Source organism: Microbacterium sp. NPDC028030, assembly GCF_040637855.1.
In the GTDB taxonomy this organism is placed as follows: domain Bacteria; phylum Actinomycetota; class Actinomycetes; order Actinomycetales; family Microbacteriaceae; genus Microbacterium.
Genome location: NZ_JBEZXF010000002.1, coordinates 292,305 through 307,339 on the forward strand (window position 1 = coordinate 292,305; position 15,035 = coordinate 307,339).

The 15,035-nt window shown below is 68.3% G+C and carries 12 protein-coding genes; 3 read left to right on the forward strand and 9 right to left on the reverse strand.

Annotated elements, in window-relative coordinates; translation table 11 throughout:
* Nucleotides 1–24: 24 nt before the first annotated feature.
* Together AB0E56_RS10255 and AB0E56_RS10260 are read right to left on the reverse strand one after the other, a co-directional pair.
* Nucleotides 25–1,278, reverse strand: coding sequence for an alpha/beta fold hydrolase (locus tag AB0E56_RS10255; protein ID WP_359798663.1), 1,254 nt, complete (start codon nt 1,276–1,278; stop codon nt 25–27).
* The gene (locus AB0E56_RS10260; protein ID WP_359798664.1) at nt 1,275–3,278 is read right to left on the reverse strand and encodes a DUF262 domain-containing protein; all 2,004 of its coding nucleotides are present in this window, start codon (nt 3,276–3,278) and stop codon (nt 1,275–1,277) included. Before AB0E56_RS10260 ends, AB0E56_RS10255 begins: the two co-directional genes overlap by 4 nt.
* Nucleotides 3,279–3,454: 176 nt before the next feature.
* Here AB0E56_RS10260 and AB0E56_RS10265 point away from each other — a divergent pair, with 176 nt between their 5' ends.
* Together AB0E56_RS10265 and AB0E56_RS10270 are read left to right on the forward strand one after the other, a co-directional pair.
* The gene (locus AB0E56_RS10265; protein ID WP_021200730.1) at nt 3,455–4,228 is read left to right on the forward strand and encodes a hypothetical protein; all 774 of its coding nucleotides are present in this window, start codon (nt 3,455–3,457) and stop codon (nt 4,226–4,228) included.
* A 205-nt stretch (nt 4,229–4,433) separates the two neighbouring features.
* Nucleotides 4,434–4,937, forward strand: a complete 504-nt coding sequence (locus AB0E56_RS10270; RefSeq protein WP_183150148.1) for a DUF3145 domain-containing protein — start codon at nt 4,434–4,436, stop codon at nt 4,935–4,937.
* Nucleotides 4,938–5,086: 149 nt separating this feature from the next.
* Here AB0E56_RS10270 and AB0E56_RS10275 read toward each other — a convergent pair whose 3' ends face one another.
* Nucleotides 5,087–6,490: a PLP-dependent aminotransferase family protein gene (locus tag AB0E56_RS10275; protein ID WP_359798667.1), complete on the reverse strand. Its 1,404-nt coding sequence runs from the start codon at nt 6,488–6,490 to the stop codon at nt 5,087–5,089.
* 95 nt (nt 6,491–6,585) lie between these two features.
* On the opposite strand from AB0E56_RS10275, the gene AB0E56_RS10280 reads away from it, so the two are divergent.
* Entirely contained in the window at nt 6,586–7,251 is a 666-nt protein-coding gene (locus tag AB0E56_RS10280) for a hypothetical protein (RefSeq protein WP_359798668.1), read from the forward strand.
* 83 nt (nt 7,252–7,334) lie between these two features.
* Here the strand turns inward: AB0E56_RS10280 and AB0E56_RS10285 are convergent, their stop codons facing one another.
* The 6 genes from AB0E56_RS10285 to aceE form a co-directional block, all read right to left on the reverse strand.
* Complete coding sequence (locus AB0E56_RS10285) at nt 7,335–8,573, reverse strand: beta-ketoacyl-[acyl-carrier-protein] synthase family protein (RefSeq protein WP_359798670.1); 1,239 nt, start codon at nt 8,571–8,573, stop codon at nt 7,335–7,337.
* 96 nt (nt 8,574–8,669) lie between these two features.
* Nucleotides 8,670–8,918: an acyl carrier protein gene (locus AB0E56_RS10290; RefSeq protein WP_017202249.1), complete on the reverse strand. Its 249-nt coding sequence runs from the start codon at nt 8,916–8,918 to the stop codon at nt 8,670–8,672.
* Nucleotides 8,919–8,986: 68 nt separating this feature from the next.
* On the reverse strand, nt 8,987–9,988 hold the full coding sequence (locus AB0E56_RS10295) for a beta-ketoacyl-ACP synthase III (protein ID WP_359798673.1): 1,002 nt from the start codon (nt 9,986–9,988) through the stop codon (nt 8,987–8,989).
* Nucleotides 9,985–10,905, reverse strand: coding sequence for an ACP S-malonyltransferase (locus tag AB0E56_RS10300; protein WP_359798675.1), 921 nt, complete (start codon nt 10,903–10,905; stop codon nt 9,985–9,987). The genes AB0E56_RS10295 and AB0E56_RS10300 overlap by 4 nt, the downstream gene beginning before the upstream one ends.
* A 90-nt stretch (nt 10,906–10,995) precedes the next feature.
* Complete coding sequence (locus AB0E56_RS10305) at nt 10,996–12,192, reverse strand: helix-turn-helix domain-containing protein (RefSeq protein WP_359798676.1); 1,197 nt, start codon at nt 12,190–12,192, stop codon at nt 10,996–10,998.
* A 28-nt stretch (nt 12,193–12,220) separates the two neighbouring features.
* Nucleotides 12,221–14,947: a pyruvate dehydrogenase (acetyl-transferring), homodimeric type gene (gene aceE / locus AB0E56_RS10310; RefSeq protein ID WP_359798678.1), complete on the reverse strand. Its 2,727-nt coding sequence runs from the start codon at nt 14,945–14,947 to the stop codon at nt 12,221–12,223.
* Nucleotides 14,948–15,035 lie beyond the last annotated feature (88 nt).

Consider the following 15,035-nt stretch of genomic DNA (forward strand, 5'->3'; position numbering starts at 1 on the left):
GGCATCCTCCCCGAGGGGGACACGTCAGCGGATGCGACGCCCCTGCGCGAGGTCGATGAGGCGCGAAAGCACCGGTCCCGAGCGGAGGCCGTTGTGCTCGTGCTCGCTGGTCTGCCAGAGCTGGACCCCGGGAATGAGCTTCGCCGTCTCGATCGAGAACTCGTACGGCACGTACACGTCGTTGACGTAGACGGCCGCCGCGCCGGTGGCACCTGACGCGGAGATGGCTTCGGCGCGGTAGATGCGCGGCCACTCGAACTCCGCGAGGGCGAGCGTGACCTCTCGCCAGGGGCGGAACGCCGGAACGGTCTCCGTCCACTCCCGGCGGATGTGCTCGCCCGTGAACAGGGTCGGGTCATCGCGGAAGTCCGTGGGTTCGGTGCGCTCGGCCGACCACCGGGTGGCGTGACCGTCGGCGTAGCTCGACTCGTGGAAGGCGAAGTACAGCGGGTTCCTGCCGTCGAACGGCATCGCGTGCATGAGGTCGTACCGGAAGGCGTTCGAGGAGGGGTCGCGCTCGAGCAGGGACCAGAGGGTCTGCCAACCGTCGTCCGTGCCGAGTGCGGAACCCACCGAACAAAGCCGCGAGCGCGAGACGACCTCGCCGTCGGGAAGCACGATGTCGCCGGCGTCGGCCAGGTCGATCAGGCGTCGCATCGCGTCTCGGTGCTCCGGGAAGCGGCGGTAGTAGCGCTCGGACGCGGCGCGCATCTTGTCGTAGCAGAGGGCGTACACGTCATCGGGGTGGCGGCCCACGGCGCTGAGACCGCCGGTGATGAAGACGTCCTCGAGCGAAGCGGCGTCGGTCGAGAGGTAGGCGAGGGTCGTGAAGCCGCCGAAGGACTGTCCCAGCACGCTCCAGGTGCGGGCTCCCAGGTGCTCGCGCATCGCCTCGCAGTCGCGCACGATCGCATCGGCGCGCAGATGGGTGAGGTGCTCGGCCACGGCCTCAGCGCCGCGGGAGAGATCGTCATCGCCGACCGGGGTCGATCGCCCCGTGCCGCGCTGGTCGAGGAGCACCAGGCGGTAATGGGCGAGTGCCTCGTCGAGCCAGGCCGGTGAAGGGGAGGAGTGGAAAGGGCGTGGAGCCTCATGTCCCGGACCTCCCTGCAGGAACACGAGGTAGGGGAGGGCCTCACCGCCTTCACGCGAGACCACGCGCGCGAAGACGTCGATGGTGCGGGAGTCGGCGGGGTCGTCCCAGACGAGCGGGACGGTGAGCGTGTGCTCTTCGACGGTGAGATCCAGCAGTGTGCGGACGACTGTGCTCATGGTCACATCACATTCCCGATGTACGAGTACTTGACGAAGACCTCCGAGGCGATGCCCGACTCCTCGAGCACGCCCTGCACGGCGGTCATCATGTAGTTGGAGTCCCAGCCCATGTAGAGGAAGTGGCCCTCGTCGAGTTCATCCCACTGCCCCTTCCACGCCTTGTCCTGGTAGATCGGTCCGCCGTGGGCGGCGCAGTAGGCGAGCGCCGCGTCACGGGTGTCGGTCCAGGCCCGTCGGAAGACCCGGTTGAACAGGTACTTGACGTCGGGAACCTCCCAGCGCTCACCGCGGTACTCGACGTAGTCGAACTCTCGCTCCCATCCGGTCGGCCACCCGCGCCGGCGGACGGCGTCCAGGATCGGCGTCAGACCGTCGTCGTCGATCTCGGGCAGCGCAGGTCGGGCCCAGATGCGGATCAGCTCGGACGTCAGAGCGACGGTGCGCTGCGTGATCGCCGCGGTGCCCCAGGCCGTGACCTCTCCGAGGTCGCGCGTTGCAGGCACGGCGCTGCGGGCATAGGCCTCGGCCCGCTTGACCGGGAAGGCCGCGCCGAACACGCGCTCCGCGAGCGGCTGTTCCAGGAGCGTCAGGTTGCCCAGGGTCGGGGCCAGCGCGCGGTGGCTGTTCTGCTCGTCCTCGGAGTACGCGCTCCAGGGGCGTTCGCCATCGCCCGACCACGCGTCGCCGGGAACCATCGGCACGATGTGCTCCACGTCGAAAGCGTCGAGGTTCTCCACGCCTTCCAGACGCCCCAGGACATAGGCGGGGTGGGGGAGTTCGCTGTACTTCAGCACGGCACTCACGCGCTCGTCCGAGGGGGTGATGCGGGCGAAGGCGCGCGCCAGGGAATCACGTCCGTCGCCGCGCGCGCGGCACAGACGGGCGATCAGGCGCTCGGCCGGAAGGTTGACCAGCGCTCGACGCAGGTACAGCGTCTGCAGCCACTCCAGGGTCTCGATGAGTTCCGCCCTGTCGATGACGCCGCGGACATGGTCGCTGTACGCACTCATCACGAGCGGGGCAGAAGACCGGCCGAAAGTAGCCACGTGGCGCAGCTGCTGCGCGATCTCTGGGTCCTGCTCGCGGGACGGGTCGAGGAGGACCCCGTAGATCTCCGCGTAGTGACGCCACTCGGCCGCATCAGCCTGCAGGTGGGCGATGTCGACCCGGGGGAACGACTGACGGAAGGCGCTGTACACGCCGTGTTCGCCGTTCGCCGCGACCTCCCGGCCGGTCACGAGCACGAGGTAGTGCCGCCAGAACGCGCCGATGGCTTCGCCCGTATGCTGTTCGATGGGAGCCCAGAACCGGCTCTCGACGTCGACCTGCTCCGCGTGGCTGAGCCCCATCAGGATGTAATTGTGGATGAGCTCGTGATCGCGCAGCGGCTCGCCCGTGGAGTTCAGGCTCTCGAAGATCTGCTGCGCGTTCGCCTGTGCCCCCAGCGTGATGGACACGTGCTCGAGCTTCTGCAGGCCCTCCCAGATGAGCGGGACCTCATCGGCGTGGATCTGGCTGCGGAAGAAGGCGTAGTTGTCGTCGAAGCGGGATTCCCGGTCCGCGTCGTGACGACGGTCGAGCACGACGGACTCATACAGGTCGGCCCACGCGTCGTGGGGGCGCAGTTTGGTGCGGGTCGGCGCATCGGAGCGCACCAGGACGCGTTCGAGCTCGGCGCCAAGCAGGGGGTCGGAGTCGCGGACCGCGTGGTGCAATGCGGCGACGAGCAGCATGAGCGTGGTGATGCGCTGCTGCCCGTCGATGAGGATCAGAGCCGCGTCGGTGGATGTGCCGTCCTCCGCGGAGAGGATCGAACCGATGAAGTGTCGGTGCGCCTGGTCTTCCCTGGCGACGGCGCGGATGTCGGAGAGGAGCCGCTCACAACCGCCGATGTCCCAGCGGTACTGGCGCTGATAGACCGGGACCACGATGGTGGTGGTTCCCGCCGCGAGCCACTCGATCGTGTTGACTGCTGTCGCCTCGACGTTGGTCGCGGTGCTCATGCTGGTGTCTCGTCCTCCCGTAGCGACGGGTGCCGAGGCCTCGCCGGGCGCCCCGATCAGTCTATTCGGTTATGCACGGCCGACCTCCGGAGGGCGCGCAGGCTTCGCTGTTAGGCTTGCCTTATCAGGGCCTGTTAAAACGTGCTGGCCCCCGATGAAAGGAACATGACTCGATCATGGGTTACATCAAGTCTGCTGCGCTCGAGGAAAAGGGATTCGTCGTCCTCGACAGCTACAACCAGGAGCTCGACCCCAAGGAGTGGCTCGACATCGAGTACAACGACTGGAAGTCGTCGGGCGACACCCGCTTCGCCCCGCTCGCCAGTGCCTTCGGTGACATCGAGTGCAACGGCTTCTGGAACCACAAGCCGCCGCGCACCGACAAGGACGGCGTCTGGATCGACTCGCAGACCGAGAAGGCCCCGAACCTGACGCGCCGCGCGCAGGAGCCGGGCGCCAACGTCGGTCGCTGCCGCGTGATCGAACTGCAGCCGACGCCCTACGGCGACTGCCTCTACAACCTGCACCAGGACGACAACAACCGTCTGAACCCCGACGGCACCGGCTGGGTGGTCCGCGGGTTCTTCAACCTGACCGACGACAAGGACAGCTACTTCGTCCTGCGCGAGAACCGCACCGACCCGAGCATCGAGTACCGCATCGCCCTTCCGGCGGGCGCGCAGCTCATCGTCGACACGCAGCGCCTGTGGCACGCTGCCACGCACAACGGTACCGAGCCGCGCTACTGCCTCATCACGTCGTGGACCTCGGGTCCCGAGCTCGACGCATACATCGAGAAGTACCACGGCACCGACGACGTGCCCAACTACGAGGTCGACCAGGAGACGCTGGAGTTCGGCTACGCCGAGCAGGCGCGCAAGGATGCCGCTCGCGCGGCCTACTACGCCGCGAAGGGCCAGCAGGTCAAGCAGGCCATGAGCGAGGCCTGATCCTCTCTCGTTGAGCCCAGACCCGCTCATCGCCGAGCTCGTCGAAGCACACGAAGGCCCCGGTCCCCGCGACCGGGGCCTTCGTCATGAATGACACGCTTGTGATTTCCGGCGAACTCGGCGAGAATGGGCGCACAACCGTATATTCTCGCCACTTCGTGGTTCAGGTCGTTGGGGAAGACGCACCTGATGAAACGGAGAGATCATGGCGACGGCTTACGCACGCGGAGTGGTGTTCATCCACTCTGCGCCTCGCGCGCTCTGCCCGCACCTCGAATGGGCGGTGGGTCGCGCTATCGGGCGTGCAGTGAACTTCGACTGGACGGAGCAGCCGGTCCTCGAGGGGGCCCGCCGCGCCGAGTTCTACTGGGACGGTCCGGTCGGTACCGGCGCTGCCCTCGCGACATCGATCCGCGGATGGGAACACCTCCGTTTCGAGGTGACCGAAGACCCGACGCCCCGAAGCGACGGAGGGCGCTGGCTGCACACTCCCGATCTCGGGATCCACTACGCGCAGACCGACGCGGCGGGCAACATCGTCATCGGCGAGGACCGCATCCGCTATGCGATGGAGATCGCCGCCGGCAGTGCGGTCGAGCTCCAGCGCGAACTCGACATCGCGCTCGGCTCCGCCTGGGACGAGGAACTCGAACCGTTCCGTCACGCCAGCGATGACGCGCGGGTCGTCTGGCTCCACAAGGTCGGTTAACCCGGCGCCGCAGACCGGGAGCGGGGGAGGCGTGAGTATCGGATGCCGGTGAATCATCCCGGACGCTGAGAAGACGTATCCCCGCTCCGCACGACGAGGACCCCGCCCCGTGAACCGAGGCGGGGTCCTCGTCGTCACAGCGGCCGCCGTCAGATGACGGCGGCGTGCTCCAGTCGGCCGGGACGGGACGACGCGCCTCCTCGGACGTCGTCCCAGGCCAGCGCCAATCGCTGCATGGCATCCGTCGCCCGCTCCGGCGGGAGGGTGATGGGAATCCGCAGACGCCGTTCGAGCACCCCGCCGGTCGTGAAGCGGGGGCCGGGCGGAAGTATCAGTCGTCGCTCGCGGGCGGCGAGAGACAGGGACGTCGACAGCGGGGTGCCGATGTCGATCCAGGCGGAGAGCCCACCGGGAGTGGATGGCATCGAGAAGCCGGGGATACGGGCGACACCGGCTTCGACCGCAGCGCGGCCTTCGTGGAGTCGACGGCGCACGTGGGTCGTGAGCGCCGGCATGTCGCTCAGCAGCTCTACCGCGATGCACTGTTCCAACAGGGCTGTCCCGAGTTCGAACGACGGCCGCACGGCCAGCAGACGGGCGATGATCGAGCGCTCAGCGCGGATCCAACCGATGCGCATGCCACCCCAGGCGATCTTCGACATCGATCCGACGGTGATGACGTTGGGGCCGTTCGCGCCCATCGGGACGGGCGACCATCCCCGGTCGATGTCGAGCTCGGTCGTCGTCTCATCGACGATGAGATGCGTACCGACGTTGCGGGCCGTCGTCACGATGCGCGGGCGCTCTTCATCGGGGAGCGTCGCGCCCGTCGGGTTGTGGAAGTCGGGGATCAGGTAGGCGACGTGGGGACGAGAGCTCAGGAGCGTCTCGTTCAGGTGCCGTGTGTCCCAGCCGTCCACGTCGACGGGAGTCGGCACGAGCCGGTACCCGTGACGGTGCAGGGCTTCCAGAGCGTGGGGGAACGTCGGCTGCTCGACGAGTGCCCGCTCGCCCCGTCGCCCGATCGCCGTCAGGATGAGGTTCACAGCGTTGAGTGCCCCCGAGGTGATGATGATCTCCTCGGCGGAGGTCGGCGCGCCGCGTTCGGCGAAGCGCTGCGCCACCGCGTCGCGGAGCTCGGGGAGCCCCTGCAGCGAGTATCCGCTCGTTCCGCGCAGTGCGGCGAGACGCGGAAGTGAGCGGACCGTCGCATCGTAGAGTCCCGGCGTCGAGTCCATCGATGCGATCGACAGGTCGATGGCATCGTCGACGGTGTCGGATCCTGGCGCGGCGTGGCCGTGCGGGAGCGTCACGCGGGTGCTGCCCCCATGCAGGCGCGAGACATAGCCGTCGGCCTCCAGCAGCCCGTAGGCGCGCGTGATCGTCGAGCGCGAGCGCCGCAGTTCGAGCGCGAGCGCTCGTTCGCTGGGGAGACGCTCGCCGACGGTGAGCCGTCCGTCCAGGATCAGCGCCCGGATGCCATCGGCCAGGGTCGCCGCGGCAGCGCCGGCGACGTTGGACGCTCCGAGCTGTTCCACGAGTCGTGATCCCATGGTTCCAGCATGGCGCAAAGTGGCCTGAATAACGCAGGCCACTTTGCCGAGAGTGGTCTCCCTGATGCGGTGCACGAAGACGTCAGAGTGGAAGCATGCTCCTCCGTGCTGTTCTCCTTCCTGTCACCGCCGCATCACGGCGGGACCTCCTCGAGCGCCTCGTGCAGCTGGTGGTCGGACTGTTCCTCTACGGGGTCGCGCTCGGCTTCATGGTGCGCGGCGGCATCGGCGTGTCGCCGTGGGACGTGCTGGCGCTCGGTCTCGCGGGGCAGACGGGTGTCGGCTACGGCAACATGACGGTGCTGATCTCGATCGCCGTGTTGCTGCTCTGGATCCCGCTGCGGCAGCGAGTAGGCCTCGGTACGGTGCTGAACGCGCTCCTGGTGGGTCCCAGCGCCGATCTCGCTCTCGCGGTCATCCCCGCGCCCGACTCGGTCTGGATCGGCGCTCCCATGTTCGTGTTCGGCATGCTGCTGCTCGCCTTCGCGACAGGCCTGTACATCGCCGCGGACTTCGGCCCCGGCCCACGTGACGGTCTCATGACCGGGCTGGTGCGGCGCACCGGCTGGGCGGTGTGGCTCGTTCGCACCCTGATCGAGGGCGGCGTGCTGCTCGTCGGATTCCTGCTGGGCGGACCCGTCGGCGTCGGCACGGTGCTCTTCGCGTTCGGCGTCGGACCGCTGATCGGGTGGTTCCTCCCACGCATCACGCGGATGCGAGAGTCGCGCTCTCGCCACCTGGCCTCGGCACCCCGCACCTGACGTTCAGCGGCAGAACGCCGCGTACTCGACCACGAAGAGAGCCCCTCGGATTTCCCGAGGGGCTCTCTTCGCCTCTGCGGACGTCAGTCGGTGCCGGCGACCACGAGGACGGCGTTGTGTCCGCCGAATCCGAAAGAGTTGCTGATCGCGATCTGCGGCCCGTCCCCGAGCGGCGTCGCCTCGACGGACAGCCGGAACGGCACAGCCGGGTCGGGCTCGGTCATGTTGATCGTCGGCGGTGCGACGCGATCCCGCAGGGCGAGGAGCGAGAAGATCGCCTCGAGCGCGCCGGTGCCGCCGAGCAGATGCCCGGTCGACGCCTTCGTCGCGGAGACCGGGATCTCGTCGATCCGGTCGCCGAACACCTTCTTGAGCGCGACGTACTCGTTCGGGTCGCCGACGGGCGTGGACGTCGCGTGCGCGTTGATGTGCGTGATCTGGTCGGCGGTGATGCCGGCTTCCTCGAGCGCCTGGGTGACGGCCCGCGCAGCGCCCTTGCCCTCTGGGTCGTTGCCGGTGATGTGGTACGCATCGGCCGTGACTCCGCCGCCGAGCACGTAGCCGTAGATCTTGGCACCGCGGGCCGTGGCGTGCTCCTCGGTCTCGAGGATGAGCGCGGCGGCTCCCTCGCCCATGACGAAGCCGTCACGGTCGATCGCCCCGGGGCGGGACGCGTGGGCAGGGTCGTCGTTGCGTCGGGAGAGCGCCTGCGCCGACGCGAAGGATGCCATCGTGATCGGGTGGATCGCGGACTCGGTGCCACCGGCGATGACGACGTCGGCCAGGCCGTCCTGGAGGTGGTGGTACGCGTGGATGATGGACTCGGTGCTGGAAGCGCACGCGCTGACGACGGTCTGCGCATAGGCGCGGGCCTCGAACTGGAGCGAGAGGTTGCCTGCGGCCGCGTTCGGCATCAGCATCGGCACCGTGAGCGGCATGACCCGGCGGGGGCCCTTCTCGCGAAGCGTGTCCCAGGCGTCGAGCAGCGTCCAGAGGCCGCCGATCCCGGTGGCGAAGTCGACGCCGAGCCGTTCGGGGGCGACTTCGGGGGAACCGGCGTCCGCCCAGGCCTCGCGCGCCGCGATCAACGCGAACTGCGACGAGGGGTCGAGGCGCTTGGCCTCATGGCGGGGGAGAACCTCTTCCGGGCGGACGATCGCCTCGGCGGCGAACGTGACGGGCAGCTCGTACTGCTGAACCCAGTCGTGTTCGAGCGTGCGGGTGCCGGACATTCCGGCCAGCAGGTTCGTCCAGTTCTCCGGGGCCGTACCGCCGATGGCGGAGGTGGCGCCGATGCCGGTGACGACGATGCGCTTGGTCATGGGGTGTGGTTCCTTGTCGAAACGAGGTCGAACGAGTGGGAGGGCAGGGCGGAGGATGCCACACCCCGCGAGTGCAGGGGTGGCATCCTGCCGGGATTACTCCTGACCCGCGACGATGAAGTTGACGGCGTCGCCGACGGTCTTCAGGTTCTTGACCTCGTCGTCGGGGATGGTGACGCCGAACTTCTCCTCGGCGTTGACGACGATCGTCATCATCGAGATCGAGTCGATGTCGAGGTCGTCGGTGAACGACTTCTCCAGCGCGACCTCGGAGGCGTTGATGCCGGTCTCGTCGGTGATCAGCTCTGCGAGGCCGGCGAGGACCTCATCGTTGGTGAAAGCCATGTGGTCTTCCTCTTTCTTGCGGGTTGTTTTCGGAACCGTGGAACAGTCTAGGGAAGGTCAGCGCATTCTCAGGGAAGGACGACGACCTGTGCGGCGAACACGAGTCCTGCGCCGAATCCGATCTGCAGGGCGAGTCCGCCGGAGAGTTCGGGGTGCTCGGCCATCAGCCGGTGGCTCGCCAGGGGGATCGATGCGGCCGAGGTGTTGCCCGTGGTCTCGATATCACGGGCGATCACCGTGGTCTCCGGCAGCTTCAGCTGCTTGGCGAATTCGTCGATGATGCGCATGTTGGCCTGGTGCGGGATGAAAGCGGCGATGTCGGACGGTTCCACGCCCGCCTTGTCGAGCGCCTCGCGTGCGACCTTCGCCATCTCCCACACCGCCCAACGGAAGACCGTCTGGCCCTCCTGGCGGAGGGTGGGCCAGGGCGCCACGCCGTCGCGGAAGTCGGTGAGAGTACCGTTCATGCCGACGGCGTCGGCCTTCGACCCGTCGGAGCCCCAGACCGCGGGCGCGATGCCCGGCGTGTCGCTCGGACCGAGCAGCGCGGCCCCCGCGCCATCACCGAGGAGGAACGAGATGCTGCGATCGGTCGGGTCGACCACGTCGGACAGCTTCTCGGTGCCGATCACGAGGGCGTACCGTGCGGCGCCGGCCTTGATCAGTGCGTCTGCCTGTGCGATGGCGTAGGCGTATCCCGCGCATGCCGCGTTGATGTCGTACGCCGCTGCCGGGTTCGCCCCGACTCGGTCCGCGACGATGGCCGAGACCGACGGCGTCTGCTTCGGGTTGCTGATCGTCGCGACGATCACCAGGTCGACCTGGTCGGCGGCGACGCCGGACTTCTCGATCGCCTCTGCCGCTGCCGCGGTCGCGAGGTCGATCGCGTCTGTGCCCTTGTCGGCCCGAGCGCGGGTGACGATACCGGTGCGCTGGCGGATCCACTCGTCGCTGGAGTCGATCGGACCGATCAGGTCTTCGTTCGGCACCGCGTTCTCACCGCGGGCAGCGCCGTACGAATAGATGCGCGTAAAGGCGGGGCCTGTGGCCTGGGCGAGGGTGACGCTCATGCGGCTGCTCCGTTCAGCAGCGCGACGGCTGCGTCGAGGTCTTCGGGGGTCTTCACGGCGACGGTCGGTACGCCGCGGAGACCGCGCTTCGCGAGTCCGACCAGGGCGCCGGCCGGGGCGAGTTCGATCACGCCGGTGACTCCGGCATCGGCGAAGGACTGCATGCACAGGTCCCAGCGCACGGGGGAGGAGACCTGGTCGACGAGGTAGTCGAGCGCCTGCGCGCCGTCGGTGACAGCGGAGCCGTCACGATTCGTCCACAGCGTGATGTCGGGAACCTGAGGGTCGACGTCCGTGACCGCTTCGCGGAGGGCGGAGACTGCTGCAGCCATGTAGCGGGTGTGGAACGCGCCGGCGACCTGCAGAGGGACGACGCGCGTACCCTTCACCGGCTCCTCCGCGAGCGCCGCCAGGGCAGGGAGCGCACCGGCGACCACGATCTGGCCGCCGCCGTTGTAGTTGGCGGGGGAGAGACCGAGTTCGGCGAGGCGGGCGAGGAGGGTCTCCTCGTCGCCGCCGAGAACCGCGCTCATGCCGGTCTGCTCCTGCGCAGCCGCGTCGGCCATCGCGCGACCGCGGATACCCACCAGACGCATGCCGGTGTCGGCATCGATCACGTTGCTCCCGACGAGAGCGGCGATCTCGCCGACCGAGTGTCCGGCGATGCCGTCGGCGCGTCGACCAGCCCGCTGCGTGAGGGCATCACCGGCGATCAGCGACGCGGCCACGATGAGGGGCTGCGCGATGCGCGTGTACCGGATCGTGTCGGCGTCGGACACCGTGCCGTGTTCGCGAAGATCGACTCCCGCGGCGTCTGAGAACGCGGCGAGGCGTTCGGCCACCCCGTCGAGCTCGAGCCAAGGGGCGAGGAATCCGGGGGTCTGCGAGCCCTGACCTGGGCATACGACGACAATCACCCACCCAGTCTGCCAACGTTTGCGGCGGAGCGGTGGATGATCCATCACAAGATTCGGAAAAACCCTTGTGTGTGGCGTACAGACACGCGCTCAGCGCTGTGGGCGCCGGAGCGGCGCGCGTCGCCGTCCCTGATCCGCGGCGCCGATCGAGCCGAGGATCAACGCCGTCTGCAGGATGAGCGCTTCGCGAGGGCCGGTGGCGTCCCAGCCGATGACCTCGCTCACGCGCTTGAGCCGGTAGCGCACGGTGTTGGGGTGCACGAAGAGCTCCCGCGCCGTCGCCTCGAGGGAACGGCCGTTGTCGAGGTAGCTCCACAGGGTGGTGACCAGATCGGTGGAGTGCGCCTGAAGGGGGCGGTAGATGCGTTCGATCAGAGTCTGCTTCGCCAGCGGGTCGCCGGCGAGGGCTCGTTCGGGCAGAAGGTCGTCGGCCTCGACCGGACGGGGAGCGCCACGCCACGCTCTGGCGACAGCGAACCCCGCGAGCGCGGCACGAGCGCTCTGGCTCGCATCCACGAGCGCGGCCACGGCCGGTCCGAGCACGACATATCCCGGTCCGAACGACGGCTCGAGGCGCGTGGCGATCTCCTGGAACCCGAGTTCGTCGTCATCGCCCTCCTGGCCCTCGGCGCGCGCGCGTCCGAGCACGAGGACGAGCCGGGACCCCTGCACGCCGATGAGGACGTCGACAGCGAGCTTCCTGGCTGTTCGGCGGACGAGATCGACGTCGAACTGCGGGGGCGTCGTGCCGACCAGTACGGCGACCTCGCCATGACCGTGCCATCCGAGGGCCGCGATCCTGCTCGGGAGTTCCTCGTCGGCCTCTCCGGTGAGGATCGAGTCGACGACGAGGGCTTCGAGGCGGGCGTCCCAGAGCCCGCGCGCCTCGGCGGCTCGCGCGTACACATCGGCTGCGGCGAAGGCCACATCGCGCGAATAGAGCAGGATCGCCTCGCGGAGATCGTCTCCTCGCCCCGCGACGCGCTCCTCGGTGACCTCGACCGTCACGCGGATGAGCTGGAGCGTCTGCTGGAGGCTGACACTCCGCAGCAGCTCACGGGGAGCCGCGGCGAAGATGTCGGCGGCGATCCACGGCGTGGAGGTGGGATCCTCGTACCACTGGATGAACGACGTGATGCCCGCCTGCGCCACCAGCCCGACCGCAGAGCGGCGGGCTGGTGGCATGTCGGCGTACCACGGGAGGGTGTCCTCCAGGCGCTTGATCGTCACGGAGGCGATGTCACCGGAGATCCGGCGCAGCCAGGTGAGCGTCGCGGCCTTGTCCATGCCGGAAGGGGATCCTGTCACCGAGGGCTCAGCTTTCGCCGCCCGCGTTTCCGCTGGTCCCGGCGTTCACGTCGTGCAGGCGGTACTTCTCGATGGCCTGCGCGGCGAGCGAGCGGTCGACCTTGCCGTCCTCTGCCAGCGACTGCAGCGTGCGGACGACGATCGACGGTCCGTCGATCTTGAAGAAGCGACGCGCTGCGGCACGGGTGTCCGAGAAACCGAAGCCGTCGGCGCCGAGCGTGGCGAAGCGGTTCGGAACCCAGGGACGGATCTGGTCCTGCACGGCGTGCATGAAGTCGCTGACGGCGACGACCGGACCCTCCGCGCCCTGCAGCTTCTGCGTCAGGTACGCGGTGCGCGGCTCCTGGTCGGGGTGGAGGAAGTTGTGCTCGTCGGCGGCGAGGCCGTCGCGGCGCAGCTCGGTCCAGGAGGTGACCGACCACACGTCGGCGACCACGCCCCAGTCGTTCTTCAGCAGCTCCTGTGCTTCGAGGGCCCAGGGGAGTCCGACGCCGGAGGCGAACAGCTGGGCGCGGGGCCCATCGCCCTCGCCGACCGAGACACGGTGGATGCCGCGGACGATCCCGTCCACATCCACGCCCTCCGGCTCGGCGGGCTGCACGAGAGGCTCGTTGTACACCGTGATGTAATACATCACGTTCGGGTCTTCGTGCTGGCCGCCGTACATGCGCTCCAGGCCGGACCGCATGATGTGCGCGATCTCGTAGCCGTAGGCGGGGTCGTACGACACCGTCGCCGGGTTGGTCGCCGCGAGCAGATGCGAGTGACCGTCCGCGTGCTGCAGGCCTTCGCCGGTGAGCGTCGTGCGACCGGCCGTGGCGCCGATGATGAAGCCGCGGGCCATCTGGTCGCCGGCGGCCCACTGGGCGTCGCCGGTGCGCTGGAAGCCGAACATCGAATAGAAGATGTAGATCGGGATCAGCGGCTCACCGTGCGTTGCGTAGGACGTGCCTGCCGCGGTGAACGCCGCGACCGCGCCGGCCTCGTTGATGCCGACGTGCACGATCTGGCCCTGCGGGCTCTCCTTGTAGGCGAGGAGGAGCTCACGGTCGACCGAGGTGTAGTGCTGGCCGTTCGGGTTGTAGATCTTCGCCGTCGGGAAGTACGCGTCCATGCCGAACGTGCGGGCTTCGTCGGGGATGATCGGCACGATGCGGTGACCGAAATCCTTCGAGCGCAGCAGATCCTTGAGCAGTCGGACGAACGCCATGGTCGTGGCGATCTCCTGCGTGCCGGAGCCCTTCTTCGGGAGGGCGTACGCGGTGTCGTCGGGCAGCGAGAGGCCGACGTGCGTCGACCGACGCTCCGGCAGGAAGCCGCCGAGTGCCTGGCGACGCTCGAGCATGTACTGGATTGTCTCGTCCTGGGGTCCCGGGTTGTAGTACGGGGGCAGGTACGGGTTCTCCTCGAGCTGCGCATCCGTGATCGGGATGTGCATGGCGTCGCGGAACGTCTTGAGGTTGTCCAGCGTCATCTTCTTCATCTGGTGGGTCGCGTTGCGGCCCTCGAAGTGCGGACCGAGGCCGTAGCCCTTGACGGTCTTCGCGAGGATGACGGTGGGCTTGCCCTTGTGCTCGGTCGCAGCCTTGAAAGCGGCGTAGACCTTGCGGTAGTCGTGGCCACCGCGCTTGAGGTTCCAGATGTCGTCATCGGAGTAGTCCTTGACGAGTGCGGCTGCGCGCTCGTCGCGGCCGAAGAAGTGCTCCCGGATGTACGCGCCGGACTCGGCCTTGTACGTCTGGTAGTCGCCGTCAGGGGTGACGTTCATGAGGTTGAGCAGGGCGCCCTCGGTGTCGCGGGCGAGAAGGTCGTCCCATTCGCGGCCCCAGACGACCTTGATGACGTTCCAGCCCGCGCCGCGGAAGAACGACTCGAGCTCCTGGACGATCTTGCCGTTTCCGCGCACGGGGCCGTCGAGGCGCTGCAGGTTGCAGTTCACGACGAACGTGAGGTTGTCGAGGCCCTCGTTGGCGGCGACCTGAAGCTGTCCGCGGCTCTCGACCTCGTCCATCTCGCCGTCGCCGAGGAACGCCCACACGTGCGACTGGGACGTGTCCTTGATGCCGCGGTTCTCGAGGTACTTGTTCGACATCGCCTGGTAGATCGCGTTGATCGGACCGAGGCCCATCGACACGGTCGGGAACTGCCAGTACTCCGGCATCAGCCGCGGATGCGGGTACGAGGGGATGCCGTGCGGCGCGTGCGACTTCTCCTGGCGGAAGCCGTCGAGCTGGTCCTCGCTCAGGCGTCCTTCGAGGAACGACCGTGCGTAGGTGCCGGGGGAGGCGTGGCCCTGGATGAAGATCTGGTCGGCGCCGCCGGGGCTGTCCGCACCCTTGAAGAAGTGGTTGAAGCCCACCTCGTACAGGGCAGCGGAGGAGGCGTACGTCGAGATGTGACCGCCAACGCCGATGCCAGGGCGCTGTGCGCGGTGCACCGTGATCGCGGCGTTCCACCGGATCCAGGCGCGGTAGCGGCGCTCGATCTCTTCATCGCCTGGGAACTCGGGCTCGTTCTCCGGGGCGATCGTGTTGATGTAGTCGGTGGTGGGGACCATCGGCACGCCCAGGTGCAGCTCCTTCGAGCGCTTGAGCAGGCTGAGCATGATCTCGCGGCCGCGGCCGTGGCCCTTGGCATCCACCAGCTCATCGAGGGACTGCTGCCACTCGCCGGTCTCCTCCGGATCGCTGTCGAGGGGGCCCTGGGAGTACGGATCCTGGTCGTGCACGGTCACGGGGGAACCTTTCGTCAAGCTGGCAGGTCATGCCAAGGAAACGGGAAGCGACACGGGCAGCCTTGTCAGCTGTGCACAACGCGCGCCG

Coding starts and splice junctions, on each gene's coding strand:
- AB0E56_RS10260 (WP_359798664.1), bottom strand. CDS start 3,278: ATGAGCACCGCGACCAACGTCGAGGCGACAGCAGTCAACACGATCGAG.
- AB0E56_RS10265 (WP_021200730.1), top strand. CDS start 3,455: ATGGGTTACATCAAGTCTGCTGCGCTCGAGGAAAAGGGATTCGTCGTC.
- AB0E56_RS10270 (WP_183150148.1), top strand. CDS start 4,434: ATGGCGACGGCTTACGCACGCGGAGTGGTGTTCATCCACTCTGCGCCT.
- AB0E56_RS10275 (WP_359798667.1), bottom strand. CDS start 6,490: ATGGGATCACGACTCGTGGAACAGCTCGGAGCGTCCAACGTCGCCGGC.
- AB0E56_RS10280 (WP_359798668.1), top strand. CDS start 6,586: ATGCTCCTCCGTGCTGTTCTCCTTCCTGTCACCGCCGCATCACGGCGG.
- AB0E56_RS10285 (WP_359798670.1), bottom strand. CDS start 8,573: ATGACCAAGCGCATCGTCGTCACCGGCATCGGCGCCACCTCCGCCATC.
- AB0E56_RS10290 (WP_017202249.1), bottom strand. CDS start 8,918: ATGGCTTTCACCAACGATGAGGTCCTCGCCGGCCTCGCAGAGCTGATC.
- AB0E56_RS10295 (WP_359798673.1), bottom strand. CDS start 9,988: ATGAGCGTCACCCTCGCCCAGGCCACAGGCCCCGCCTTTACGCGCATC.
- AB0E56_RS10305 (WP_359798676.1), bottom strand. CDS start 12,192: ATGGACAAGGCCGCGACGCTCACCTGGCTGCGCCGGATCTCCGGTGAC.